The organism is Microcoleus sp. Pol14D4 (assembly GCF_036701245.1).
In the GTDB taxonomy this organism is placed as follows: Bacteria; Cyanobacteriota; Cyanobacteriia; order Cyanobacteriales; family Microcoleaceae; genus Microcoleus.
This window is the reverse complement of sequence record NZ_JAUBQM010000029.1, coordinates 30,582-56,713: the sequence shown is the minus strand read 5'-3', so window position 1 is coordinate 56,713 and position 26,132 is coordinate 30,582. Positions and strand designations below refer to the sequence as shown.

At 46.8% G+C, this 26,132-nt stretch carries 23 protein-coding genes and 4 tRNA genes; 20 read left to right on the top strand and 7 right to left on the bottom strand.

Annotated elements, in window-relative coordinates; genetic code table 11:
- Positions 1-44: 44 nt before the first annotated feature.
- Positions 45-227, bottom strand: coding sequence for a hypothetical protein (locus tag QUA33_RS13110; protein WP_333148953.1), 183 nt, complete (start codon positions 225-227; stop codon positions 45-47).
- Positions 228-250: 23 nt separating this feature from the next.
- Between QUA33_RS13110 and QUA33_RS13105 the strand changes: the two genes are divergently transcribed.
- The 3 genes from QUA33_RS13105 to QUA33_RS13095 all read left to right on the top strand — a co-directional run bounded on the left by QUA33_RS13105 (position 251) and on the right by QUA33_RS13095 (position 2,492).
- Positions 251-2,068 (top strand): ABC transporter ATP-binding protein, encoded by a 1,818-nt coding sequence (locus QUA33_RS13105; protein WP_333148952.1) that lies wholly within the window; start codon positions 251-253, stop codon positions 2,066-2,068.
- A 197-nt stretch (positions 2,069-2,265) separates the two neighbouring features.
- A tRNA-Tyr gene (locus QUA33_RS13100) sits at positions 2,266-2,347 on the top strand.
- 73 nt (positions 2,348-2,420) lie between these two features.
- A tRNA-Thr gene (locus QUA33_RS13095) sits at positions 2,421-2,492 on the top strand.
- Between the two features lie 364 nt (positions 2,493-2,856).
- On the opposite strand, the gene QUA33_RS13090 is transcribed toward QUA33_RS13095, so the two are convergent.
- Positions 2,857-5,415: a PhoD-like phosphatase gene (locus QUA33_RS13090; RefSeq protein ID WP_333148951.1), complete on the bottom strand. Its 2,559-nt coding sequence runs from the start codon at positions 5,413-5,415 to the stop codon at positions 2,857-2,859.
- 145 nt (positions 5,416-5,560) lie between these two features.
- On the opposite strand from QUA33_RS13090, the gene QUA33_RS13085 reads away from it, so the two are divergent.
- The 4 genes from QUA33_RS13085 to QUA33_RS13070 all read left to right on the top strand — a co-directional run bounded on the left by QUA33_RS13085 (position 5,561) and on the right by QUA33_RS13070 (position 12,834).
- Positions 5,561-7,723, top strand: a complete 2,163-nt coding sequence (locus QUA33_RS13085; protein WP_333148950.1) for a CBS domain-containing protein — start codon at positions 5,561-5,563, stop codon at positions 7,721-7,723.
- Positions 7,724-8,659: 936 nt separating this feature from the next.
- Positions 8,660-9,526, top strand: coding sequence for a ferredoxin:protochlorophyllide reductase (ATP-dependent) iron-sulfur ATP-binding protein (gene bchL / locus QUA33_RS13080; RefSeq protein WP_006634709.1), 867 nt, complete (start codon positions 8,660-8,662; stop codon positions 9,524-9,526).
- Between the two features lie 34 nt (positions 9,527-9,560).
- Positions 9,561-10,946, top strand: coding sequence for a DUF5331 domain-containing protein (locus QUA33_RS13075; protein WP_333148949.1), 1,386 nt, complete (start codon positions 9,561-9,563; stop codon positions 10,944-10,946).
- Positions 10,947-11,424: 478 nt separating this feature from the next.
- The gene (locus QUA33_RS13070; RefSeq protein ID WP_199301442.1) at positions 11,425-12,834 is read left to right on the top strand and encodes a ferredoxin:protochlorophyllide reductase (ATP-dependent) subunit N; all 1,410 of its coding nucleotides are present in this window, start codon (positions 11,425-11,427) and stop codon (positions 12,832-12,834) included.
- Positions 12,835-12,950: 116 nt separating this feature from the next.
- Here the strand turns inward: QUA33_RS13070 and QUA33_RS13065 are convergent, their stop codons facing one another.
- Positions 12,951-13,799 carry a hypothetical protein gene (locus QUA33_RS13065; RefSeq protein WP_333148948.1) on the bottom strand — a complete coding sequence of 283 codons (849 nt, stop codon included), beginning with the start codon at positions 13,797-13,799 and terminating at the stop codon, positions 12,951-12,953.
- A gap of 59 nt (positions 13,800-13,858) precedes the next feature.
- Entirely contained in the window at positions 13,859-13,990 is a 132-nt protein-coding gene (locus QUA33_RS13060) for a hypothetical protein (protein ID WP_333148947.1), read from the bottom strand.
- A 16-nt stretch (positions 13,991-14,006) separates the two neighbouring features.
- Here QUA33_RS13060 and QUA33_RS13055 point away from each other — a divergent pair, with 16 nt between their 5' ends.
- The 13 genes from QUA33_RS13055 to QUA33_RS12995 all read left to right on the top strand — a co-directional run bounded on the left by QUA33_RS13055 (position 14,007) and on the right by QUA33_RS12995 (position 24,672).
- Positions 14,007-15,062: a hypothetical protein gene (locus QUA33_RS13055; RefSeq protein WP_333148946.1), complete on the top strand. Its 1,056-nt coding sequence runs from the start codon at positions 14,007-14,009 to the stop codon at positions 15,060-15,062.
- 819 nt (positions 15,063-15,881) lie between these two features.
- Positions 15,882-16,550 (top strand): DUF3318 domain-containing protein, encoded by a 669-nt coding sequence (locus tag QUA33_RS13050; protein ID WP_015178535.1) that lies wholly within the window; start codon positions 15,882-15,884, stop codon positions 16,548-16,550.
- A gap of 396 nt (positions 16,551-16,946) precedes the next feature.
- The gene (locus QUA33_RS13045; protein WP_333148945.1) at positions 16,947-17,948 is read left to right on the top strand and encodes a sugar transferase; all 1,002 of its coding nucleotides are present in this window, start codon (positions 16,947-16,949) and stop codon (positions 17,946-17,948) included.
- Between the two features lie 547 nt (positions 17,949-18,495).
- On the top strand, positions 18,496-18,933 hold the full coding sequence (locus QUA33_RS13040; protein WP_333065568.1) for an ATP-binding protein: 438 nt from the start codon (positions 18,496-18,498) through the stop codon (positions 18,931-18,933).
- 161 nt (positions 18,934-19,094) lie between these two features.
- Positions 19,095-20,363, top strand: a complete 1,269-nt coding sequence (locus QUA33_RS13035; RefSeq protein ID WP_333148944.1) for a WcaI family glycosyltransferase — start codon at positions 19,095-19,097, stop codon at positions 20,361-20,363.
- A 117-nt stretch (positions 20,364-20,480) separates the two neighbouring features.
- A complete protein-coding gene (locus QUA33_RS13030) occupies positions 20,481-20,897 on the top strand; it encodes a XisH family protein (RefSeq protein WP_333148943.1) in 417 nt (138 codons plus the stop codon).
- Positions 20,885-21,238, top strand: a complete 354-nt coding sequence (locus QUA33_RS13025; protein WP_333148942.1) for a XisI protein — start codon at positions 20,885-20,887, stop codon at positions 21,236-21,238. The genes QUA33_RS13030 and QUA33_RS13025 overlap by 13 nt, the downstream gene beginning before the upstream one ends.
- A 253-nt stretch (positions 21,239-21,491) precedes the next feature.
- Positions 21,492-22,124, top strand: coding sequence for a bis(5'-nucleosyl)-tetraphosphatase (symmetrical) YqeK (gene yqeK / locus QUA33_RS13020; RefSeq protein ID WP_333148941.1), 633 nt, complete (start codon positions 21,492-21,494; stop codon positions 22,122-22,124).
- Positions 22,125-22,262: 138 nt separating this feature from the next.
- Positions 22,263-22,682: a ribosome silencing factor gene (gene rsfS / locus QUA33_RS13015; protein WP_333099654.1), complete on the top strand. Its 420-nt coding sequence runs from the start codon at positions 22,263-22,265 to the stop codon at positions 22,680-22,682.
- A 2-nt stretch (positions 22,683-22,684) separates the two neighbouring features.
- Entirely contained in the window at positions 22,685-23,194 is a 510-nt protein-coding gene (locus QUA33_RS13010; RefSeq protein WP_333065555.1) for a CGLD27 family protein, read from the top strand.
- A 180-nt stretch (positions 23,195-23,374) separates the two neighbouring features.
- Positions 23,375-24,328, top strand: a complete 954-nt coding sequence (locus tag QUA33_RS13005; protein WP_333065553.1) for an asparaginase — start codon at positions 23,375-23,377, stop codon at positions 24,326-24,328.
- A gap of 116 nt (positions 24,329-24,444) precedes the next feature.
- A tRNA-Met gene (locus tag QUA33_RS13000) sits at positions 24,445-24,521 on the top strand.
- Between the two features lie 74 nt (positions 24,522-24,595).
- Positions 24,596-24,672: transfer RNA gene (locus QUA33_RS12995), tRNA-Met, on the top strand.
- Between the two features lie 408 nt (positions 24,673-25,080).
- Here the strand turns inward: QUA33_RS12995 and QUA33_RS12990 are convergent.
- The 3 genes from QUA33_RS12990 to QUA33_RS12980 all read right to left on the bottom strand — a co-directional run bounded on the left by QUA33_RS12990 (position 25,081) and on the right by QUA33_RS12980 (position 25,883).
- Positions 25,081-25,269 (bottom strand): DUF2949 domain-containing protein, encoded by a 189-nt coding sequence (locus tag QUA33_RS12990; RefSeq protein WP_333099655.1) that lies wholly within the window; start codon positions 25,267-25,269, stop codon positions 25,081-25,083.
- A gap of 86 nt (positions 25,270-25,355) precedes the next feature.
- Positions 25,356-25,490 (bottom strand): hypothetical protein, encoded by a 135-nt coding sequence (locus QUA33_RS12985; RefSeq protein ID WP_333073122.1) that lies wholly within the window; start codon positions 25,488-25,490, stop codon positions 25,356-25,358.
- Between the two features lie 9 nt (positions 25,491-25,499).
- On the bottom strand, positions 25,500-25,883 hold the full coding sequence (locus QUA33_RS12980; RefSeq protein WP_333148940.1) for a hypothetical protein: 384 nt from the start codon (positions 25,881-25,883) through the stop codon (positions 25,500-25,502).
- Between the last annotated feature and the right edge of the window lie 249 nt (positions 25,884-26,132).

Genomic DNA, 26,132 nt, shown 5'->3' with positions numbered 1-26,132 from the left:
AGGCAGAATTTAAGAAAAATTCTGTCTTTTGCATTTTTTTGCCCTTAGTCTTGCAATTTATTGCCCAGGAATGCGGATTGATTGCTGACGATCCAATGATTGCCATAAATCACCCGATCGGGCGAGTCGCTAGCATGAGCCGAGATGACTTCCCGATCGACTACTTTTGTAGTACACTTGTAAACAAAGCGCGCCGAGAGCGCAATTTTAGATGCAAGTGTTTGCAAGGGTTGTATCTCAACACAAATTTATGGCAAGCTTTCATGACATTTTCCAATACTACAGTCGCTACTGGAAAATATCACTTTACAGCATAGGCGCATCCAGCGTTTTGGCACTAGCCGATTTGCTTGTTCCTTACGCGATCGGTCAAATATTAAACGTATTGTCGGGTCAACCTACAGATACAGTAACCCAAAAACTGATAACAGCGATCGCCTCTGTTACCCAGCAGTCACCCAACAAAATATTATCGCTATCCGTCTTGCTGGGCATAATTTTTCTGGTAACAGTAGCCAAAGCACCGGTACAGCCTTGGGTGGGAAATTGGTTCCACTGGGCGATACCATTGAGGGCAAGGCGCGATCGAATGAGAAGTGCGATCGGCAAAATCCTCACCTTACCCCTAGAATTCTACGACGAAAACAACGCCGGACGGATTGCCAGCCGCATCGCCAAAGGCATCGCCAACCATACTTGGACTTACCCAGAAATTGCCGGCGAATTCATCCCCGAAGTCGTTCGCTTAATCGGCATTTTTGCCGTTATCTGCTTAATTGAGTGGCGGATTGGCTTATTAATTTTGGTTTCATTTCTATTTATCCTCAGTTTCACCTTAAAAGGCCTGCAACAGGTGACGGCGCAGGAAGAAAGTCTGGATGAATACATCGAAGATACCGAAAGCCGCAACTCGGAAATTATCACCAACATCAAAACAGTCAAAGCTTTTGCGACAGAAAGCCATGAACTCAAAAGGCAAACAACCAGACTCGATCGCGAATCAAAAGTCGTGATCCACCGCATTCACAAAGGATACGTCATCCTGGGGACATACCAGCAGACGATCGTCCAGTTGTGTTTGTTTTCAGTCCTCGGTTTTAGCCTAGCAGCCACGGTTGCAGGCAAAATTTCCCTCGGATATTTTGTTACCGTCTACACCCTGGCAAGCATGGCATATTCCCAACTGCGTCCGATTAGCGTTATCGCCGAATTATTGGCACGGCGTTATTCTTCAATGATCCGGTTCCACGAGTTTATGCAGTTACCAGACGGTGTTGATGCGGTTAATTTAGCAGAAAATGCTCGATCGGCGTCGCCTTATAAATTTACCGGCAAAGTTGAGTTCAGCGGTTTGACCTTCGGATACGACAGTCAAAAACCCGTTTTGCAGGATGTGAATTTATTGATTCATCCCCGACAAACTGTAGCATTAGTCGGGCGATCGGGTTCGGGGAAATCGACCTTAGTTAAACTTCTGTTTCGCTACTTTGAACCGAACTCCGGCCGCATTCTGATCGACGGCGAAGACATTCGCAGCTTAGACGTGACTCGCTACCGGCAGCGTTTAGCGATTGTCCACCAAGAAGTAGACGTTTTTAACGGTACTTTGCTGGAAAATTTGACTTACGGAAACAGAAGCGCCACTTTCGAGGAAGTTGAGGACGCTTGTCGCATAGCCAAAGTAGACGATTTTGTGCGGCTGTTGCCCCAAGGTTACTATACCGTGGTCGGGGAGAGAGGAATGCGGTTGTCCGGCGGTCAGCGGCAGCGGTTGGGGATTGCCAGGGCGCTATTGGTGGAGCCGGATGTGTTAATTTTTGATGAGGCTACTTCTAGTTTGGACTATGAGTCGGAGCGATCGATCCAGCTAGCCATGCAGAATATCCTCGGTACGCGCACCACCATAATTATTGCCCACAGACTGAGTACAATTCGCGAAGCCGATGCGATCGTCGTACTCGACGGCGGTAGAATCGTCGAAGTTGGCAGCCACGAAGAACTTTTGAGTCAACAAGGCATTTACCGCCGCCTGCACTCCCTGCAAGAAACCGGGGAATTAGTGAATTAGGGATTTCCTCTCAGTCTAGACTTAGGGTGCTCCGGGCGGGTACCCAGCCTAGACTTAGCAATGCACATCTTAAATAGTGTTCAATTTTTTAGTCTGCCCCTAACTCACTTATGTGTTATCAACTGAATTATTAGAGTTTTAAATATAATGTTGCAAATAAAGATTCTGGTGCTAGGATTTATAACTGTGATAGAAATGGGTCGATGCCCGAGTGGTTAATGGGGGCGGACTGTAAATCCGCTGGCTACGCCTACGCTAGTTCAAATCTAGCTCGGCCCACCTCAATTTAATAAAAAGTTAAAATTTAAGAATTAAAAATTAATTTTTTAATTGGCGGTTCTTAATTTTTTATGCCCGTGTAACTCAGTGGTAGAGTACCTCCTTGGTAAGGAGGAAGTCACGAGTTCAAATCTCGTCACGGGCTTGCTATTCTCTGGTATATACCTCAAGGATTTCAGCTTCATCGCACAGCAAGAAGGTTAGTTTTCCGCTCAACTTTCGCGCCCATGGTTTTCTAATATCTCCAAAACGACTTCCATATCTGTCAAGTTGGCGCCGGACTTTTTCCCTCTGTCTTTGAACTGGTTGAGTAAGTCGGCCGGGGGAGCATCTCATATTGGTAAAAACACTTCTTCTAGCTCCTTCCTTCTTCCTCTGTCCTCTTGGCTCCTGGCTCCAATTTCTAGCTTGGCTGCTTTCATTGAGATGCTCCCGGCAGACACTGCTACAAACTCATCACAATATTGTCCCCATATGGAATTCCCGGACTTGTTCAAGAAATCGGGAATCTAATCATCCTCATCCAATCCCAGTGGGACGAAATATTGACTGTAAACCACACTATCCGGCTCCCAAAGAGGTCGCCAATAAACATTTTGCATCACCGCTTTTTCCCCATCACCCTCAGCAGGCCACTGAAAACTGACGATCGCAATATTGCTATATCCCACAATCTCATCACCCTCTTGCAGCCAGCGATTGCGCCACAACAGCGCTATAAAATTCCACAACCTATGCAGGAATGACAATTGTTTATTTTTATGAGATCTATCTGACGCAGTTCCCTTTTCTAGCAGTAAAAATACCCGAGCTCTTTGCCGTTTAATCCAGTCAATCCGATAGCCCCAGTCAGGCAGAGATTGTCTATTTCTAACAGCAGCCTCCAGAGCTTTCTTTCTGCTACTCCTGGGAATTTTAATTAATTCCAGCGGCTGATTCCATCCCAAACATTCATGCGAGCGTTCAGGAAACAGCGACTTAATCTTAGTATGAACTAAATGCGTTTTCCACTCCTCATTGATAAAAGCACTAGCAGTCAACTGCGCCAGCACACAATATTGACAATTTGACCGATAATTCTCCCTCGTCAAAGGCTCAATATTCGGCCGAGAATCGCCAAAATGACAATCAGACCAATAACTCAGTCGCACAGCAGCAGCATAGTGAATATCGCCCGTCAACACAATCACCCGATCGCGCTGCTTAAAAAACTCCGACAACAGCTTAACAAAAGCCAACTCATGAAAATTCCAAGCATCCCCCGCGTCACTATTAAAAACCTTCCCCTGTTCCACATCCCACTTTTGCACCGCATCAATAATCCACAAACCCACCAAATTTGTCGGCACAACCACCAGCGTCGCCTCAATCTCAAACTCCCCAGTTTTATTCAGCAAATCTGTCTCCCTCAAAGGTTTCTGAATTTGTTCCTCAAAACCTTTGTAAGTCAAAAGCATCGGTGGATCGATCGCGCTTTTCACCGGATACCCGCGCCAACTCCGCGTATCCAGCACAATTACCTCGTGCTTAAAACTTCTCACAGTAAAATGCCAATTCAAAACCTCATTGACACCCTCCTCATCTCGATCCAAAATAAAAACATCTTCATCTAATTTCAACTTAGGCAAATGAGTTTTCGGATCGAGTGCAGGAATTCCCAAATACGAAGCCGCCTCCTCCCACGCAGAAACATCCGTCCCAGCAGAAGCCGACCATTTTTCCGCAGTTGTTAATAATTTATCTCCGGGTTTTTCGCGATCGAACTGTGCAGGCGTATTGCCCCAAGCCTGAAACACAGCGTAAGCCAGCAAAGCATTCTGGACCACCCGTCGGCCCAGCGGCTTTCCCAGCACCCGGTAACACCACTCTCGATTCAAATACAAATCGTCGCTAACATCATGATCGTCGCAAATCATATAACTAGGAATATTCGCTAGCGCCCTCCTCACCCTCCACAAATTGCGAGCAAAACCGTTAAGTTCAACAACTTCTCTATCCCAAACTTTTGCCTGCTTAGAATTTGGACAAATATCCTTACCCTTCGGAAAACTCGTACACCAGAGTATCGGCGACCAAACTAACAAATACATCGCGTAATATTCGCCCAAGCTAAATAAATGACTTTTAGCATTGGCGGGTTTATTCACCAACATCGCCGTAAAGCCACCACAATCTCTGGCAATATCGCTGCGAGTCCCCGGCTGTAACTCAATTGGTTTTTTGGACTCATACTCAACATCAGACGGTTTCTGAATAGGCGACTCTCTAAAAAATTCTCTCTCTTGGCCAACTGCATTTTCGTTTTCTGAATTTTTAGGTATACTGATACACAAATTCTTTTTAATTTGGGCATCATCCATCAGGGGTAGACTTTCTTCCCAGCCCAACAGGGTATCGCCAGCATCAGTCAAAGCCCACAGCATCGCATCGGCAACGTCGTCGCCGTAAATTTGGTCGCCCGTTAAAAACAGTTGGTGGGGCCTGCTATTTGCCGTTCCTGCAAACTGTTCGAGCGCATTATCCAAGATTGGCAGTGCATCTCTGCCGTCTCCGTGGGGTTTGCGACAAGAACCGTGAACGATACGCAAATAGTTTAAATCCTGCGGCGGCAGGGCAAAAGTGGGCAACTGGTGAGCGAAATAACTAATCGTCTCCGGCCCCAAAGCCGATAAATCAGGGGCGGCAGGCCACAGGCAAGAAATGAGATTTTCTTTCTCATTTTCTGGGACTGCGCCCGCCGACGGCGACTCGCTACTCCCAGCAAACTTGATGTCATAAGCATAAATTTGCCCAGATTTCAAGACATTGCTATTAATTGGTGTAGCAGTCACCGCGACTACGTGCAGGTATTTGCCGAGCTGTACGGTAGAGCTCGCACCTTGCAGTAAGGGCTGACCGACAATTTCGCCGGTTCCGCCCTCTGTCGAATAAACCTTGAGTTCAACTTGGCGGGGTGCTTTCAGAGCGAGCCAAACTGTGACGGCGCGACTTTCAGTCCGGCGCAAAATCGGGCCCGCAAGGATCAGCGGCAAATGATGAATTCGATGACTTAAGGGAGTCCACGACATAGGATTTAAAAAATAAAAATTAAATAAGAGTGTTCTAGCAATCAGATTTTAGGCGATCGAGCATCTCTCACCCGCTTAATTAATGCTAAGTCTGCCAACCCAAGTCTCCAAAATTGTAACAACTCATTAAGTAAAATTAATAATCATGCTACAAGAAGAAAAATTACAACATTTCCGAGATTCAGCCCTGCAGTTGCCCGTAATTAAATCATCAGAACCAGCCGGACGGCCTAACAGCCGGCCGCTCTACTCGTCACCTTTAGATCGGGCGATCGACCGCCACCCCCTCACCGTGCCTCCAGAAACCCCCATCGCGCAGGTGTTGGCTCTCATGAACCCGATGCGCGTCTCCTGTCAGCTTTGTGGCGAAAAACAAAACGCTGTTGCTAGCGCAGCCAAGCGGAGCTGCGTCTTAGTCGTCGAAGATAATCGCCCGATCGGCATTTTTACAGAACGGGATATCGTCAAGCTAACTACCGTCGCAGCTTGTACGGTCGGACTGACAATAGCTGACGTAATGACTCGATCGCCCATTACCCTCAAACAATCCAAGTCTCAAGATATTTTCACAGCTATGTTCACGTTGCGCCAGCATCAGATTCGGCATTTGCCCGTAGTGGACGAGGACTCGCGACTTCTGGGCATCATCACCCGCGAAGCCATTCACGAAGCCCTGCAACCGATTAACTTGCTAACCAATTTGCGCTGTGCAGCAGATGTCATGACCAAAGAAGTCATTTCTGCCCCAACAACTGCCTCAGCCCTCGATTTAGCCCAGCTCATGGTCAAGCATCGAGTTAGTTCCGTAGTAATTGTCCAAGAGCAAACTCAGCATCCCGATCGGGCGATCGCACCAACACAAAATTATCAAATTCCGATCGGCATTGTCACCGAGCGCGACATCGTGCAGTTTCACGCCCTCGAATTAAACCTCTCCCAAATATCGGCTATAGAGGCCATGAGTGCGCCTTTATTTTGCATATCTCCCGCCGATTCTCTCTGGAGTGCTCACCAGTCCATGCAGCGGCACTGCGTCCGCCGTTTGGTCGTAGTTGGCAGCCAGGGAGAACTTTTGGGGGTTGTCTCTCAGACAAGTTTGCCGCAAGTTTTTAACCAATCTGAAATGTACGGGACGATCGAGCTTTTGCAGCAAGCAGTGGACGATCGAGCCACCCAATTGCAGAAAGCCAACCAACTTTTGCAGGAAGAAATTTTAGAGAGGCAACGGGCCCAAGAAGCCCTGCGCCAAGCTCACGACGACTTAAAAAAACAAGTTGAAGAACGCACCGCTCAACTTTTAGAATCCAATGAATTGTTGAGACGGGATATTCTCAAGCGCCAGCGAGTCGAAGAAGCGCTGCGGCGAAAGCAAGCTTGCTTGAAAAATCAAGCGCAGCAATTAGAGCAAACTGTGCGAAAGTTGCAGCAAACTCAAACTCAATTAGTGCAAACCGAAAAAATGTCTTCTTTGGGACAAATGATTGCCGGTATCGCTCACGAAATTAACAATCCTGTTAATTTTATCTACGGCAACCTTTCCCACGCCAGCCACTACATCAAAGAATTGTTTCAACTCTTGGAACTTTACCAGCAGCACTATCCCGAACCAGTCTCGGAAATTAAGGAAGCAGCAGCAAAGATGGAAGTCGATTTTTTGGTAGAAGACTTATCTAAGATCCTGTCTTCTATGCAAGTAGGAACCGAGCGCATACGCCAAATAGTTGTGTCGATGCGTAATTTTTCGCGATCGGATCAATCTAACATCAAGCTCGTTGACATTCATGAGGGACTCGAAACCACTTTGTTGATTTTGCAGCATCGGCTCAAAGCTCACGGCGCACATCCAGCTATTAACATTATTAAAGAATACGGTAATTTGCCCTTGATCCAGTGCTGTGGCGGTCAGATAAATCAGGTGTTTATGAATATTATCGGCAATGCTATTGATGCTTTGGATGAAGAAATCCAGAAAGGGGAATGGGCGACGAGAGATGGAAAAAATTCACCCCCGTCAAATCCTAGTTCTCCATTGAGTGTGCCGACAATTACAATTCGTACTGAAGTGGTTGGTGGCGATTTTGTGGCGATCCGCATTTCCGACAACGGGCGGGGCATACCGGAGGAGATTCGCCGCCAATTATTTGACCCGTTTTTTACTACTAAACCAGTAGGCAAGGGCACTGGGTTGGGACTTTCGATTTCTTACCATTTAGTTGTCGAACAGCACGGGGGGCGGCTCGACTGCGTTTCGGAAGCTGGACGGGGCACTGAGTTTGCGATCGAGATTCCGATCGTCAGTTGTCATTAGCCACCAGTCATACGATTTTCGATCGAACAATTTAAGGATGGGAAATGACTCATGAAGCCCGGGGCTTGGATCGCGGGCCTACAGTTGCATTATTTTTTTCAACGGGTATCAGTAGTCATTGGGAAGAATCATATTCTGCCAATCCCCCACTCTCCCAGACTCACTCCCGCTCTCCCCGACTCACTCCCCCACTCTCCGACTCTCCACCATTTCCTAAAAATTCACAATTTTTTACATAACACCAGAAACCCAAGCAAAGTCAATCTTTCCCAATCTAAAATCTAAAATCTAAAATCTAAAATCCCATAACTTTGCCCTCCCCTGACTCAACTGATCCGAACTCACTTCGAGTTTGGCTCATCCACTAGCGCCTTGATGACCGTTCCAGTTACCCGCACAAGCCATCAACTGCCTGCATCCTAGCCCCAAAGCCAAAAGCCCAGATTGTTTGAGAAGTTAATTTTTGTTTTATTTTTGTACCTCTTTATATTAAGAAAGTATTCTAAAATCTATTTAAAAGCTAAAAAAAATATAAAAATAGATTTTTATATCAAAAAACCAGTTAAGATTCCCAAAGATGCAAAATAAACAAATTTACTAGCATTTTCATTTAGGAGCCCCCTTTCTTTTCATCGCAAGTTAGCTAATAATGCTTTCAACGAGGTGACTAAGGGCCGAGTCCAAAATTGGCCTAACCCAAAGACGGATACAAGCCCCAAACAAAAGTCGTCGAGATCGAAAATTTTAGTTAGAGAGAAGCCCCAGATTCATCTGTGGAGTCCATTCTTTCATCTCAAATCTGAAATCTCAAATCGACTGACAGTAAGGGAATTGCAATTGGGCTATTGCAATTGGGCTATTGGAGTTGGGCGATCGAAAAAAAGGATGAAAACCCAGCCCTCATCGTTTTGATAGAAACCTATAGGAGAACAAAGAGTGAAACTCGCAGTTTACGGAAAAGGTGGAATTGGCAAATCGACAACAAGCTGCAACATCTCCGTTGCCCTAGCCAAGCGCGGCAAGAAAGTTTTGCAAATCGGTTGCGATCCAAAGCACGACAGCACATTTACCCTCACTGGCTTCTTGATCCCCACAATTATTGACACCCTTCAGCAAAAGGACTATCACTACGAAGACGTTTGGCCCGAAGATGTCATCTACAAAGGCTACGGCGGCGTTGACTGCGTAGAAGCAGGCGGCCCTCCCGCAGGAGCTGGCTGCGGGGGCTATGTAGTGGGTGAAACCGTCAAACTCCTCAAAGAACTCAATGCCTTCGACGAATACGACATCATCCTCTTCGACGTGCTCGGTGACGTAGTGTGTGGCGGTTTTGCAGCCCCCTTGAACTACGCCGATTACTGCATGATTGTTACCGACAACGGGTTCGACGCTTTATTTGCAGCCAACCGCATCGCCGCCTCAGTTCGCGAAAAAGCCCGCACTCACCCGTTGCGGCTCGCCGGTTTAATTGGCAACCGCACCTCAAAGCGCGACTTGATCGACAAGTACATAGACTCTGTACCGATGCCGGTGCTGGAAGTGCTGCCCCTGATTGAAGACATCCGCGTTTCTCGCGTCAAAGGCAAAACATTGTTTGAGATGGCCGAAAGCGATCCTTCCCTCAACTACGTCTGCGATTACTACCTCAACATCGCCGACCAGATTTTGGCAATGCCCGAAGGAGTAGTGCCCAACGACACGCCCGATCGCGAATTATTCGCCTTACTTTCAGATTTTTATCTAAATCCAGTGCAACCGGTGGTCAAGAAGGAGGAAGATGAGCTAGACCTGATGATGGTTTAATAGGTCTAGCGATCAGGATGAGGATAAAGAGGTTATGGCTTTTTTTGATACTTTTTCAGTTGCTCTCAAACAGAAGTGGTTGGACTACTACCAGGTAAATCGGGCTTGGCTGCTCCTGCACATGACGGCTGAGAACACGGTCGCCACACCCGACGGCGGGAAAAGGCCTGTTTCTTACCTCATCCTGGGAATTGCGGCTGCCCTGGAGCCGGAACTCCAGCAATTAATGCTGCCCTTCTCAAAACTCAAGCCGGATGCAGACAGCCTGATCGAAGTGTTGGGACTAAATTTTGACCCGGACATCGCGCTGGGTATGCCCTCAAATATCGCGCCGCAGACGGCCGGTAAATCTCCAACACCCGCAGCCGCTCAAACTTCTACTGCTGCACCCGCAGTCGCTCAAACTGCAACTACTGCACCCGCAGTCGCTCAAACTTCTACTGCTGCACCCGCAGCCGCTCAAACTTCTACTGCTGCACCCGCAGCCGCTCAAACTTCTACTGCTGCACCCGCTGATGCCAAATCTAATAAATTGGGCGGTGCGGCCTTAGCAGCAGCCGGAGTAGTCGCCGGAGTCGCCGGAGCAGCCGGTCTGGCTGCTGGTGCGTCAGCACTGAGATCCGACGAATCCTTCGATGAGTTTGAGGAAGAAGCAGTCTCTGGCTTCGACTTGGGCGATGACGAGGAAGAAGCGGTCTCCGACTTCGACATGGACGACGAGGAGGAAGAAGCGGTCTCCGACTTTGACATGGACGATGACGAGGAGGAAGAAGCGGTCTCCGACTTCGACATGGACGATGACGAGGAAGAAGCCTCGGCTTTGGACGCTCTCGGTCTCGAAGACGATGAGGAAGACGCCATATCTGACTTTGATATGGGCGACGACGAGGAAGACGCCGTATCTGACTTTGATATGGGCGACGACGAGGAAGACGCCGTATCTGACTTTGATATGGGCGATGATGACGAGGAAGAAGAAGCGTTAGCTTTGGGCGGTCTCGGCCTCGGCGATGATGACGAGGAAGAAGAAGCCTCGGCTTTGGGCGGTCTCGACCTCGGCGATGACGAGGAAGAAGAAGCCTCACAATTTGGGACTTTGACCTCTGGGGATCTCGAATCGGGAATATCCGATCCGTTTGGGGAAGAAGATGCAGAGTTTGTCGCCGAAGAAATACCTGATCCGTTTGGGGCAGCGACCTCAGATGACCTAGACATGGATCTGGGTGACTTGGACGATGACGGTATTGACGATTTCTCTGTATCTGATGACGATGACCTCGACGATCTCGGACTCGACGATCTGGGGGAAGCAACTACCGGAGATCCCGATGAAGATGATTTAGATGCTCTAGGTCTCGGCGATTTGGATTCCGACGATGAGGATGAAGAAATTTCGGGCTTTTTGTCGGATTTTAAGTGAGGTTGTGGCGATCGCCCGCATCTCTTCTAGTCTTGAATTTTGCCGGTCTATTGGTGAGTTGTGAGTTGCGAGTTGTTGATTTTTAATTAGCTCAAACTCACCAACTCCCAAGAGGCTTTTTGCCGGAGCGAGTTGAAGAAAATTAAATCCCTGCTGTGAGGGATTATAAGCCCTCGCGCAGAATTTTTTAGCTCAAATTTTGGATGCTGCGGCTGCGGAAATATTGAATTGGCTGCATCTATTTTTTAGAGGAATTAGCCCAAAATCAGGTATTTCTATTTATTGTTCGCTGCGAAAGTGCGATCGCACAAAACACGTGTTTTCTCGCCGCTGCGCCTGTTCGCGTTCGAGAGGAAAAAAAACCTATTTCTATCGTCCGGCAGAGCAACGAGGCGATCGCAAAAAACAGATATTTCCTCGCTTAGCGAGCCTGTCCTGTTTCAGACTAAAAACAATTTAAAGGGAGAAGATTTGAGATATGACTGCTATTACTACTAATGAACCGGAAGCTTTAAACTTTGAATGCGAAACAGGCAATTATCACACTTTTTGTCCGATTAGCTGCGTAGCTTGGCTTTATCAAAAAATTGAAGATAGCTTTTTCTTGGTCATCGGTACCAAGACTTGCGGCTATTTCTTGCAAAACGCCATGGGCGTGATGATTTTTGCTGAGCCTCGCTATGCGATGGCTGAGTTGGAAGAGGGGGATATTTCCGCTCAGTTAAACGATTATGATGAGTTGAAGCGGCTGTGCTTGCAAATTAAGCGCGATCGTAACCCCAGTGTAATTGTCTGGATCGGCACTTGCACCACCGAAATCATCAAAATGGATTTGGAAGGCTTAGCGCCGAAACTCGAAGCAGAAATTGGCATTCCCATCGTCACAGCGCGCGCTAACGGCTTGGATTACGCTTTTACTCAAGGGGAAGATACCGTTTTAGCAGCGATGGCTGCTAAATGCCCTGACAAAGCTCCTGTTGTAGAAGCTCAGAAGCAAGAAAGAAATGCTATCTCTCAACTGCTGAATTTCGGTAAGAAAAAAGAGGAAGTTGCAGCAGATGAATCGGAATATGTCAAGCACACACCGCTGGTACTTTTCGGTTCTTTGCCCGATCCGGTTGTTACTCAGCTAACTCTAGAATTGAAGAAGCAAGGAATCAAAGTTTCTGGTTGGCTTCCTTCCAAGCGCTACACAGAATTGCCAGTCTTGGAAGAAGGTTATTATGTATCGGGTATGAATCCGTTCTTGTCGCGTACTGCTTCTACGTTGATGCGCCGCCGCAAGTGTAAGCTAATTGGTGCGCCATTCCCGATCGGCCCTGACGGAACTCGCGCTTGGATTGAAAAGATTTGCTCGGTGTTGGGAATTGAACCAAAAGGTTTGGACGAACGGGAAGCGCAAATTTGGGCTGGTTTGGAAGATTATCTGCAAATAATTCGCGGTAAATCTGTCTTCTTTATGGGAGACAATTTGCTGGAGATTTCTTTAGCACGTTTCTTGATTCGCTGCGGCATGACTTGCCCGGAAATTGGCATTCCTTACATGGACAAGCGCTATCAGGCGGCTGAATTGGCTTTGTTAGAAAAGACTTGTCACGAGATGGGAGTTCCTACTCCTCGGATTGTGGAAAAACCGGACAATTACAATCAGCTTCAGCGGATTTACGAGCAGAATATTGATTTGGTAATTACTGGTATGGCTCACGCTAATCCTTTGGAAGCGCGGGGAATTAATACTAAGTGGTCTGTTGAGTTTACTTTTGCTCAGATTCACGGCTTTGGTAATGCGCGGGATATTTTGGAGTTGGTGACTCGTCCGCTGCGCCGGAATAATTCGCTGAAGGATTTGGGTTGGGGTAATTTGGTGAAGAATGAAGCGAAGGTTTAATCGTTTTTAGTAAGATAGTAGGGTGGGCTTTGCTCACCTTATTTTTTTTGGGAACCGCTGATGAAGGCAGATTGACGCAGATGAACGCGGATGAAGAGTGCGATCGTACTTTTCAATCAATTGACAATTACGCCAAATTTTAATAACATTCTAGGCAAATAATCATCCAAATTTTTGATGTGTTCATCTGTTAACTCAATCAGGTTGAGTTCGTACTTCTGATATAGTTCTTGTTTCACTTCCTTACGCGCCACATACTCCGGGTTGTTCTCATATCCCCAGTATTCAATATACACCTTTCCCCCAGGAATATAAAAGTCACAGTAAGCTTCTTCCTCTATGGGTAGTCGGCGTTCATAGGCGTGAACTAGCTCCGCCATATAGAGCCAATTATCAATCAAAACTTCAGCTTTAGAGCGCACAAAATGACCGTCGGTTGTTCGATGCTGTGCACTCGCCCGAAACTTCTCGCGGAACCCTAGCTTTGTATTTACTTCTGTTTTGCTCTGTTCTGAATTGTCACCTTTAAGACTCTCAATAGTCGCCAGAAAAACTTGATTTGTCAGTATAGATTCTGGCCAAAGCACATAAGGAGTGTTGTCTTGAGGGTAGGTTTTTTGCACCGCCCCAAAACCGATTCCCCGCTTAGTGGCTACCCAGCCGTTGCGCTCTTTATTTACCAATCCTAACTCCGCTAAAATCGGATTGACTTTGTGCTTTGATATTTCTAGTTTCTCGCTGATGCTGGTAGCGGACAGAAGTGAGGGGGAAGAGGATTGTTGGGGTTTAGGTTTGGGCGCTGACACGGGTTGAGCGTTGTTAGCTTTCCAATGTTCGTAGCATAATTTGTGACCGGGTTTTGAAACTGCTTGATTGCATCCGGACGCCGTGCAGGTTTCTGCTGAAATGGCAGATAAAGCTTGATTTATGGCTGCTAGCTTGCGGAGCAAAGGATCTAAGGTCATATTAACAGCTTGAGATATATTCAAAAATAGTACCACTTTAATTTCTATGGAGTCAATAATTAAAAACTGGCGATTCCCTTTGGGGTAGCTTCGCGCGGACTTTTCCCCAACTTTTCCAGAATCTCAGCCCACGCGCCCGTAACACGATCGCAGGTACGATCGCCTATAATCGAAACTAGCCCAACTCTCATCAGTTGAGAAACCGCCATGAGTCAAGACAAGGAAGAAATTAGCTATTCAGAGAAAACAGAACGTCTCAGAGTTATCGGTCAGTTTATCAAAACTGTGACACCGATGATTTGGACGATCGTAATTTTAGTAGTCATCATTCCCCTATTAGGTAACTTTCTAATTTCCCAGTCACTAACAAATACCGGAACCACAGCAGTTGTAGTCTCGCCGCCACACGATTTTAGCAAAGTCAACCAAGACATTAAAAACGCTATCCAACAATCCCATACAACAGCCGAAACTTTCGCATCAAAAGAATTGGACAAATGGGAAGCCGAAGTAATTGCACGAGTAGACAATAGTTTCCTCGATTGGTACTTTGATTACTTCAATCAAAAAAAGATGGAGTTTACCGTACCTTTTAATTTCGTGAAATCTGCCGTACTCAACAGATTTGATATGACAGCAGCATCTCGTGCTGTTTCCGAAAAATTAACCGAAGACTTTCAAAGAGAATTTGCTAACCGCGTACTCGTACCCAAAAACGCTCAACTGCGCTTTCAATTAATCACTCAAGATACTGCTAATTTGTACATATCAGAAGTTAGCAAGAATGTGAAAGTAGTTCAAAACAATTATAATATACCGCAAGTAAAGTGGGACAAATATCTGAACGATATTGCCACCACAATTAGCGACAAAGGAAACGTCTCTAATTTATCATTAAAAGTATTAGTTGGCGGCAGCGGCTACTTAGTTGCTAAACCCTTAATTTTGGGGGTAGCAGCTAAAGTGGGCAGCAAAGTTACCGCAAAAGTTGCCAGCAAAGCCGCCGCCAAGGTAGCCACAAAAACAGGCGGTACAGTTGCTAGTCAGTTGGGAGTAAGTTTAATCGACCCGATTGTCGGCATCGGGATTATCATCTGGGATTTGTGGGATTACAATCACACAGTCAAAGTAGAAAGACCAATTTTGCGGGAACATATTGTAGAATACTTGAAAGATGTCAAAAAGTCCCTGCTCACAAATCCTGAAAGTGGAATCATGACAGCCATTTATCAGTTAGAAATCGGTCTTCTCAATTCACTTTAAATTTGGCGTTGCTTAATACAGGTATGAATTGAAGAGTTCGGAATTGCAATAAGCCAAGTCTGGTGAGTTTTGTAACTTCCGAAAAAAGTTGGTTCATACCGTTAATCAGCAACGTAAAAAAAGATAAAATAAAGGAAAAACTAGAAGACTGGCAATATTTAATCCGATATAAAAATATCATTAAACGGCATAAAACGCAAGCTTTTTAACTCAACTCACAAGGATTTAGTTATCAATAAATATAAAATAATGAGAAATTTCAACAACAAGTTTTATTGCCCAAACTCACAGAAAAAACTTATCCGGTAATGTCGGAATTAAAGTTAAAAGATCGCGGCTAAACATCTCTCCAAAACCCCTCGGCGTCCTATTCTCAATCCGAAGCCCAAATTTATCAGAACAAGAAAGATATTTGCGGTAGAATTATGATGTAATATTTAAATCATAGTCAAGTTACTATCGAATATTGAAAGCTGTTAATTAACCGGGCATAAAGCCAAGGTATAAAAATCGAGAAAACAGTAATAAGTTGTTCACAAAAAACTCTATTTTTGCCGAAAAGGATTATCAAAGCCGAAGCCAGAAATAGCAGTAGGGTAACTGGTACTTTATCGCTTAGATGAGTGTCAGTCCGCCGCTCAAATACTACAACGGAAATGATGGATCGGGCAGTTGCGATCGCCCCCTGAGACTAAAATCAAGTAAATTTGCAAGTATTGGTCGATCGACCCCCGTTACTCGACTAGATTTTGATTAAAGGTTTGCTATACTCCAGAAATAGACACATATTAACCTTTGGAAAATCAATAGGCCGGAGCTATGACATCCTATGCAACCTCTACAGCAAGAGCCGAGATGAGTGAGATCCGGCGCTTGAAAAACATACTGCCCCCAGAACTCCAAAGTTGGGTAACAGTAGAAAAAACAATAGAAGTTAATCCTACCCTGATCCGCAGCGAAGAAATAGGCAAAGACCAGGTAGAAATCCAAATAGACCTGATCCGCTGGGAACAGCTAGCAATGGATCAGCGGAACCTCCTATTTTGGCACGAAGTCGCCAGAATCCAAAACGACACTATCCCCAGAGACGGTTGGGAAATGGCAGCCCTCGCCATTGGTTTAGGCGGCGCTGTCGGCGAACTTTGGGTGCAAGACGGCTTGCTGCTGTTACTAGCCCTATCCTTATGCGGTGTCTCCGGCTGGAGACTTTACCAAAAAAACAACGGAGAGAAAAGTTTAAAAGAAGCAGTAGACGCCGACGAAAAAGCCCTCGCCCTGGCAACCCGCTTCGGCTACACTCTCCCAAACGCCTACAAAAGCCTCGGCAGCGCCTTAAAAACCTTAATCGAGCAAACCTCCAAAAAACAGCAGCGGGCTAAATACGAAGCTCGTCTCCAGGCCCTCAAACGCAACGCAGCCAAAGCCAAAGCCAAAGTCAAACCCATCACCCGCGAAACTTCCCAGTCAGAAAACGTCTACAATTCTTAACCTCATCCCCCGACGCTGGTTACGGGGGTTTTCCAGTTAACCGTTAACTGTTGACTTGTGGGTTAGCTGTTAACTGTTAACTGCGATGGCTATCTTGTGCAAGACAGGCACCAAAATAATTAACGACAAGATTAATCGGCCTGAATCCACAAAAATCTTGATTCCGATGTCAAAGTTTGACCGCGACTGCGTTCAAAAATCTTTGGACCAAAACTGGCACTGGTAGACTTAAGTCTATTTTTGCCTTTGATATCATTCTCGGCGGGCGAGTTTGCAGGCGTTTTTGTAAAGTTTGTATAAAGCTACCCTTTTGTTAACCATAATATTTGGTAAAGGTGGAGCTGCTAGGACAGAATAGGCTAAAGACATCAGCTTGAAATTTGAAACCAGGACTTCATGGTCAGTCAAACCCCAGAGGCAGATTTTCGGGTAACGTACTCGGACGAGATTCCCTCAGTTCACATACCCGTGCGCTTGAGCGTACTTGAAGCTGTAAACTTCAAGACAACCTGCCAGCAACTTTTTTCGGAAAGCACCACCGTTCCCAGCAAGATTGTCCTAGACTTCAGTCAGACGACATTCATCGACAGTAGCGGGATCGGTGCTTTAGTCAGCAATCTGAAATTTGCAAAACAGCGTGGTAGCGACTTGGTGCTCCGAAGCCTCAAGCCGCAGGTGATGGCAGTATTTGCTCTCACCAGCCTAGATCAAGTGCTGACGATCGAGCAGCCCTCTGCAACCTCAACTCCCACAGAGACCAACCCCTCGGATAATCACCTACCGATGACCCACCCCTCAGTGCAATCGTGGGTGAAGCGGCTGATAGATATTGTTGGGGCAATCGTCGGTTTGATGATTACAGGAATTTTGCTCGTACCCATAGCTGCAGCAATCACTATCAACGATCCAGGCCCGATATTTTTCGGTCAAACCCGCTGTGGCTGGATGGGCAAACAATTTCGGATTTGGAAATTTCGATCGATGTGTACCAACGCCGAAGCCATGAAAGCCCAAATCAAAAACCAGGCTTCTGGCGCATTTTTCAAAAATGACAACGACCCGCGGATTACCAAAGTCGGGCGCATTTTACGCAAAACCAGCCTCGACGAACTGCCGCAGTTTTGGAACGTGCTCAAAGGCGAAATGAGTCTAGTCGGCACTAGACCGCCTACCCCAGACGAAGTTGAGCGCTACGAAGTCCCTCAGTGGCAGCGTTTGGATGTCAAACCCGGGATGACAGGGGAATGGCAAGTCAACGGTCGCTCTCAAGTCCGCGATTTTGAAGATGTCATCCGTTTAGATTTAAAATACCAACAAAACTGGAGCCTTGTGTATGACCTCAAACTAATAGTCAAAACTGTAACAGTCCTGTTTAACAAAAATAGTGGCGCTGTGTAGGAACCCTCAACAACCAACCGCTGAACTTTGAGGTGCTGTTGCCGAGGGGGGACGGGAACTCGAACTCGATACTTAGTCAAGCAGACGATCGCTAGCGATACCTACGTTAGCATTAAGTGTTAAAATTCACACGCCCAGAAAATGCACAGCTAGTTGCCAGCTCTGCAATCAGAGCATTAATAATTAGCAATTGGCGAGTTCGAGGTCATACTCGAATTATCCCAGCATGATTTTCGAGGACGAGAAGAACTCACCTGTGTTTAGAAAAGTACCGACTGCTAACACGATCGAAGCTTAAATCACTTCCTCGCAAGCTGACTCGGGAATTTTCCCTATTTAAACGCCCTACCGAGGCGGGTTACAGTATCGGAAGTCTCTCATTTGCTGTGCGAGTAAATGGTGCGAAAGGAATGCTCACCTTGAGGCAAAACGGGCTTCTTCAACTCAAGCTTGACTTAACTAATATGTTGCCAAGACCTTGCCCTCCTTTTTCTCTCTCTCCGGCGCTGAGTACAGCGGTGGTGGGGGCCGACCAGGGGGAAGAAAGATGAAAGACAAGCAACCAAAGGCTGAGCAGCACCTTCAGGTTGAAACAGACCTGAATGCTTTAACATCCGTTTTGGAATGGTTGGAGAATATCGTTTTGCCCCTGCTGCCAGCGGATTTCTGGTGGCAGTGCCGGCTGATAATCAACGAAGGCTTTACAAACGCTGTCCGCCACGCTCACCAGAACTTGCCCCCCGCGACGCCCATAGACATTGAGGTAAAAGTGTTTGCCGATTACTTAGAAATTAGGATTTGGGACAGGGGTCAACCGTTCAACCTCGAAGCAAAGCTGCATTCGATCATGCAAGAGCAGCGCGATCCTTTGGACAGAGAAGGAGAAAGGGGACTGGTTTTCATGTACAAGCTCACAGACGATCTTCGCTATATCCGTACCGACGATCGCCGCAACTGCCTGGTAATGCGAAAAAACATTAGCTGAGGGCGCGATACCCGCCCGGTAAGGGCGGCTTCTTTCCCAAGGAGTGGAAGATCCCCTCGCCCCCTATTGTCCTACCCGGAACCCAACCACATCCTCTGCAATTCTGCGGGTGCAGGCTCGATGCACGCGGCTGGAGGACAATTTGCTTCAAAATAAATATTATGCGTATTCTAATTTATTCCTATAACTATTATCCAGAGCCGATCGGCATTGCCCCCCTGATGACAGAACTAGCGCAAGGCTTAGTCAAGCGCGGCCACCAAGTCCGAGTCGTCACAGGAATGCCCAACTATCCGCAGCGCCGGATTTATCCGCAATATGAGGGCAAATTGTACCTCACCGAAGAACACAACGGCGTCACAATTCAGCGCAGCTATCTGCGCGTCAACGGGCCCCACCCCAGCCTCCTAGACCGACTTGTGCTAGACGGCAGTTTTGTCGTCTCCAGCGCCGTCCAAGCCTTCAGAGGCTGGCGTCCCGACGTGATTTTCTCTACAATGCCCCCTTTACCGATTTGCGTCCCAGTCGCCTTTTACGGCTGGATTCGCGCTTGCCCGATCGTCCTCAACGTTCAGGATATCGTCTCAGAAGCAGCCGTGCGCGTCGGCTTGGTCAAAAAAAACGGACTGCTAGTTCGCATTGCTGACGCTTTAGAAAAATTGGCATACTGCACAGCCAGCCAAGTCAGCGTCATCGACAGCGGTTTTATCAAAAAATTGCACTCTCAGGGAGTACCACCGGAAAAAATAGTTTGCGTGCCCAATTGGGTTGATGTCAATTTCATTCGCCCCTTACCCAAGGAAACTAACTCATTTCGAGAAACTCACAAACTCAAGGGAAAATTTGTCGTTCTCTATGCAGGCAATATTGCCCTCACTCAAGGCTTGCAAACAGTTGTCCAAGCAGCGGCTCGTTTGAAACACCTAACCGAAATCGCTTTTGTAATTGTGGGGGAATCAACAGCCTTGGCGCGCTTGCAACAAGATTGCGAAACTTACAAAGCTAATAATGTAATGCTGCTACCATTTGAACCGCGAGAAAAATTGCCAGAATTGTTAGCTGCTGCTGATGTTAGTTTAGTAGTACAAAAGCGCCGCGTTACTAACTTCAATATGCCTTCAAAAATTCAAGTAATTCTCGCCAGCGGTCGGGCAATTTTGGCTTCGGTTCCCGAAACTGGTACGGCCCAGAAAGCAGTGCAGCAAAGCGGTGGCGGGGTGGTGGTAGCGCCGGAAGATCCGCAGGCTTTGGCTGAGGCTGTTGAGGATTTGTACCTGCACCCTGCTAAGGTCGATGCCTTGGGCGAGCAAGGCAGAAATTATGCTGTTGAGAATTACGGATTTGAGGAAGCTTTGAATCATTATGAAACTTTATTTGCGGCGGTGGCAGCGAGTCATTCTGAGAAAATATTGGCCCCCCTGCCGAAATAATCTGATAATTAGGTTAGTGAGTACCGACCGTTATTTGTTTCTTGGTGAAACCGAATCTTAAGAGTTATAATGTATTTACTGTATTTAAAGAGCGAGTAATATTTAACTGTTTTTATAATGCCTGCCAAAGACAACTATCACAATGCAGTTAAAAATGCCCTGCTAAAAGATGGTTGGAGAATTACGGCTGACCCGTACTTCATCAAATATGAGGATGCCGAGTTGTATGCCGATATAGCAGCAGAAAAGCCGATCGCTGCAGAACGCCAAGGACAAAAAATAGTTGTTGAAATTAAGAGCTTTATTGGGCGATCGCTAATGTATGATTTTCACGGCGCACTCGGTCAATACATTGTCTACCGAAATCTGATTCAACTTACGGCTCCAGAACACAGGCTCTATTTGGCAATTGATGATATTGTATACCAAGATTTTTTTAAACGCAAGTCTATCCAAGTAATTACTAATGAAAATCAGGTTTTGTTAATGGTAGTTGAAATGGCAAAGGAGGAAATTCTGGAATGGATAAATTAGAATACTATCGCAATACAATTAAACAAATATTGACTGGATATTATGAAATGACCGTCACAGGGGCGATCGCACTAGATGAATTAGAGTCTGAGCATCGTCTAGCATTTGACGAAGAACGAGATCAATATCTATGGTTTCGTTCTGGCTGGGATGGCAAAAAACGGCTCCGCCACATTACGATGTATCTTCGGATTAAAGAGGGTAAAGTTTGGGTGGAAGAAGATTGGACGGATTTGTGCGTAGTTGATGATTTACTAGCAGCAGGAATTTCTAAGGGCGATATTGTTTTGGGGTTTCATCATCCTAGCAAAAGACCTTTGACAGAATTTGCCACAGTTTGATGAAAGACAAAAATTTCACATTCGTATCCGCTCAATAATTCGGGGCGGACTACCCACTCAGGAAAGATTTTGCGTCATTTGAGGTGTATCTTTGAGCGATTTACCCCGGATTCTTGAGCGGATACGTCAAATTCCATACCTTGATTGTCACCCCTCCCCATCCCAGAAGCCACCACACCCCTGCGTGCCCGACACAGCAGTCCATTAAAACAAAACGCTAAAATAGTAGCTCATACAATTTTGGAGTTAATATTTGACACTTGCACCCGCGCGCGAAAACGTTCTAGCTTGGCTGTCAGACAGAGTTCCTGCTGCCCGCATCAAACATATTCTGGGAGTCGAACAGACAGCAGGTGACTTGGCTCGCCATTACGGCCTCGACGAAGCAAAAGCCCGATCGGCCGGTTTGTTGCACGATTTGGCAAAATACTTCAAACCTCAACTCCTGCTGCAAATGGCCCAGAAGGAAGGTTTAGAGTTAGACTCAGTGTTGGAAGCACACCCGCATTTGCTGCACGCAGACGCAAGCGCGATCGTCGCCAGAGATGAATTCGGGGTGGTCGATCGAGAAATTTTGGACGCAATCGCCAATCACACCCTTGGCAGACCAAACATGAGCCAGCTCAGTTGTACCGTATTCATAGCAGATACCATAGAGCCAAGCCGTGGTAACACAGCCCAACTAGAAGCACTGCGCGAGGCAAGCTGGCAAAATCTTTATGCAGCCGTGTGGCAAACTAGCGATTATTCTCTGAAATATTTGCTAGAAACTCGCTGCTACATCCACCCCCGCACCGTACTGACGCGGAATTGGGCGCTGCAAATGGCTCGATCGCCGGAAACAGGAAATTCGACCCAGAAGTCGATCGAACAAATCACAAGTTAAAAGTAAAATTTATCAGAAATCCTGTCCTTACTTTTAGCTTCAACCTAACTCCTATTTCCCGTCTCAAACTGCCAACAACCGAAAGCGAATAGCGCACCCATTTCCCCTTACCCTATCACTTAGGAAATTAAACACTTAATGTCAGATCTAACTCAACTCGAATACTCCAGGGCCCAGTCTACAGCAACGGGCGGCACCTCCTCAGACGAAGCCCGCGGTCTGATCATGACCGTTGCCCAAGCAGCCGATGACCGCAAAGCAGTAGATATTGTATTGCTCCGCGTGTCAGAAGTATGCTACTTGGCAGACTACTTTGCGATCGTCACCGGATTTTCCAATGTGCAGGTACGAGCCATCTCCCAAGCGATAGCAGACCAAGTGGAAGAAGAGTGGCAACGCTTGCCACTGCGTACACAAGGCCTATCAGACGCTAGTTGGGTGGTCATGGATTACGGCGACGCGATCGTTCACATTTTGAAGCCTCAAGAGCGGGAGTTCTACAATTTAGAAGCGTTCTGGGGACACGCCGAACGCATTGACTTTTCCCCCGCGCCGTGAGGATGGCTAATGTGAAAAACGTTTCTGCTTCTATTTGTCCCGTTCCGCAAGAACAGCGACCGATCAATGAATACCAAGAACTTAAAGAATCCTGGTTTTTTAGCTGGGTAACACTCAATTGGCCAGGATACCTGGCAAAACTAGCTTGGGTGTGGGCTTGGAGTTGCTTGGTATCGGGGCCGATAGCTGCTTCTAGCTTTGCTCCTGTCAAGTATCCAGCTCAGTTTGTCCTCAGCAGTGCCGCAGGTGCCGGTTTTATTCTAGGATTAGCTTTGCTGCGGCTCTACTTGGGTTGGTTCTACGTGCGATCGCGCCTTTCAAATCCCACGGTCGTCTACGAAGAGTCTGGTTGGTACGATTGTCAATCTTGGCCTAAAACTCCAGAAGTTTTGCTTCAAGATCAGTTGATTGTCAACTACCAACTAGAACCAATTCTCAGGCGTCTGCGGCAGACATTTTATGGTTTGACAGTATTGCTGGTTGCCGGGGGACTAACTTGGAGTTGTTTGTAATCGGGAATTCAAGGGAGTTTTGATTTTTGAGATTGCCGCGCACAGCCAACAACACGCACGGAGTGCATGAGTGAGAAACGATCGCAGAAAGATTAACTTTATAACTCTTAACTGGCAGCTCGCAACTCCTAACTTCCTGAACCCCAATCTAAAATCTAAAATCTAAAATCTAAAATTGATATGACAAGGGGAAAACGAACCCAAGCTCCCGAACTGGAAGTCACATTGCTGCGCGAAGGTATTGTCGAATCGAGGCACCGCGCCCAGGCCGCTGTCTGCGACAACCGCGGGCGCGTTCTGTCTGTTGCTGGTAACTCGGAAACGGCCTCATTTGTCCGTTCTTCACTCAAGCCTTTTCAAGCTTTGGCGGTGACGGCGACTGGCACTTTAGAACGCTACGAATTGACCGATCGAGATTTAGCGATTATTTGCAGTTCCCATCAAGGTACGATCGAGCAATCGCGACAGGTATTTAACGTCCTGTGGCGCTGCGACATTGACCCATCTAAACTTCAATGCCCGATTCCTGAAGGCAAAAAGAGCGCCCTGCAATACAACTGTTCCGGCAAACACGCCGGTATGCTGGCTGTCTGCCAGCAACTGCACTGGCCTCTGGACACTTATTTGCGCCGCAAACATCCCGTCCAGCAGCTTATTTTGGGCAAAGTGGCTGACTTGCTGGCAATGCCTGCCGAAGAGTTTATCAGCGCTCGCGACGACTGTGGGGCTCCTACCTATCTGTTGCAGTTGGGGCAAATGGCGTCTTTGTACGCTCAGTTAGCCTCCGGTAACAATGTGGATATGGAGCGGATTGTCCGCGCTATGACTCACCACCCGATGATGGTTGCTGGTGAGGGCAAATTTGACACGGAACTGATGCGCTTGACTCAAGGGGAATTGGTGAGCAAATCCGGCGCCGAAGGGGTGCAGTGCATTGGCCGCGTTGGCGAAGGCATGGGCTTGGCAATTAAGGTGACGGATGGGGGAAAGCGGGCTCAATTTGCTGTGGCGATTCACTTGCTCAAGCAGTTGGGGTGGATTACTCCGACGATCGCCGAAACTCTTTCGGAAACTTACCTTACTCTCAGCGAGTTCAAGCGCTTGGAGGTAATCGGGGAAGTTTCGATGCTTTAGGGCGATCGAGACTCTGAGCCGATTTAAGCAACCCCTCCCACAATCTAAAAAGTTTTTTTGATTGTGGGGTTGCTATTTTCAGAAAGATATGTTTATATTAGAGAGAGACAAAGCGACGCGGGATAGAGCAGCCTGGTAGCTCGTCGGGCTCATAACCCGAAGGTCAGTGGTTCAAATCCACTTCCCGCCACCAAATTCAAGCGAACCCTGTAATCGTTAAGGTTTCAGGGTTTTGTTTTTGGAAACCACTACAGAGAGACAAAGCGACGCGGGATAGAGCAGCCTGGTAGCTCGTCGGGCTCATAACCCGAAGGTCAGTGGTTCAAATCCACTTCCCGCCACCAAATTAAACAAGACAAGCCCCGGCAGCCTAAAAGTTGCTGGGGTTTGTTTTATGCCGTCTGTTGGAGGCCGTCGGCGATCGCATCTTCGACGATTGATAGCGTTTCCGGTTGCACGAGCGACATGATATAGAGGAGACGCCACTGCCGTCTCGAAATCGGTGGGCAATATTAATTCCGATGCTGCCACATTTGATATGAAAGCAGTTTATTTTAGGCGGCAAAAAAAATGAGGACACAGCACTGCTGTGTCCCTACTGTATATTTGTATTTTTCTAATTGGGACAAAATAAGACCCACCCTCAACCTAAACACTCAACCCTATACTTTTCGACGACCGTTTGTGCAAGCTTTATTTGTCAAAAAATTGCAATCCGATATCCATATTTTTTAACTCAGGATTTTAAATTGCTAAGTCGGCTGAGCTTCCAGCCAATCAAAAATTAGGTTTAACTGTTCCAGTGTTACTAACCCGTACTGCCACAGTACCATCGGCAGTTCGCCGGCATCTTGTTCACCGTGTCGGAGAGCAACGGCGATCGCCGAATTCGATATCGCCAACTCTCCCCGCAAATAATCGATAAGTTGAGCCTTTCTCATCACCTTCACCGCCAGTTTTATGCGCTATTGTAAAGAAATGTAGCTAATCGGTCTGTATCGGAAGTTTAATTGGTCTAATCGTAGGTTCACAATAGAGAACCTTGTGTGAGGGAAACCGCACAAAACTTGTGATAAAACTCTGATAAAAAAGCGATCGCAGTCACAATAACTCCGAGAGTCAAAAATTGGGTTCCGCGATCGCTTGCTTTAAATGAATTCATTTAAAATTGCTAAAGTCCTAGCTGAAGCTGAACTCCCGCTTCTGTACCGCTGTCGGTTTGTTTTGGAGGTAAAGGATTTCCTTGACGCTGGGCGTCCGAAGGAGTAGTAATAAATTCCAATGGGCCATCGATTTTGAGGCGAAATGTGTCGCCCAAGCTGCTTTCCCTTCTAGCAGAATTACCTGCCGTTTCTGGTTCACCAATCAAGTTTTGGTAGTCCGAGTCTAAGGTTCTGTCCTCCACAGCCCTCAATGAATCCCCAGATAAAGTCGTTTCCGAATATTGGGGCGCTGGTTGCAGTCTTTGTTGGGCGAGAACCGCCGGGGTCAAACCGATAAAAATTGAGCTCAGTCCGAGAGCAGTGCCAAGAGTAGCAATAACTGCGTTCATCATCCATGCCTCCGCTAGTTGCATCCTACTATGCGCTTATTGTACCGAGTCGGCATTAAGTTGCACTCTATCCAAAGTAGCTGCTTGTGGAGATATCAATTGCAGTTGCTGTGAAAACTTATAATTTTCGATCGCGCTATCGGAAAAATAGAACTAACCCAGCAACCCGGTTGAAACCCCAGAATACGTCTTTTCAGGAATGAGTCAACCAAAAACTCGATTTGTTTGATTAGGGCGCCTCAGAAGTGGAAA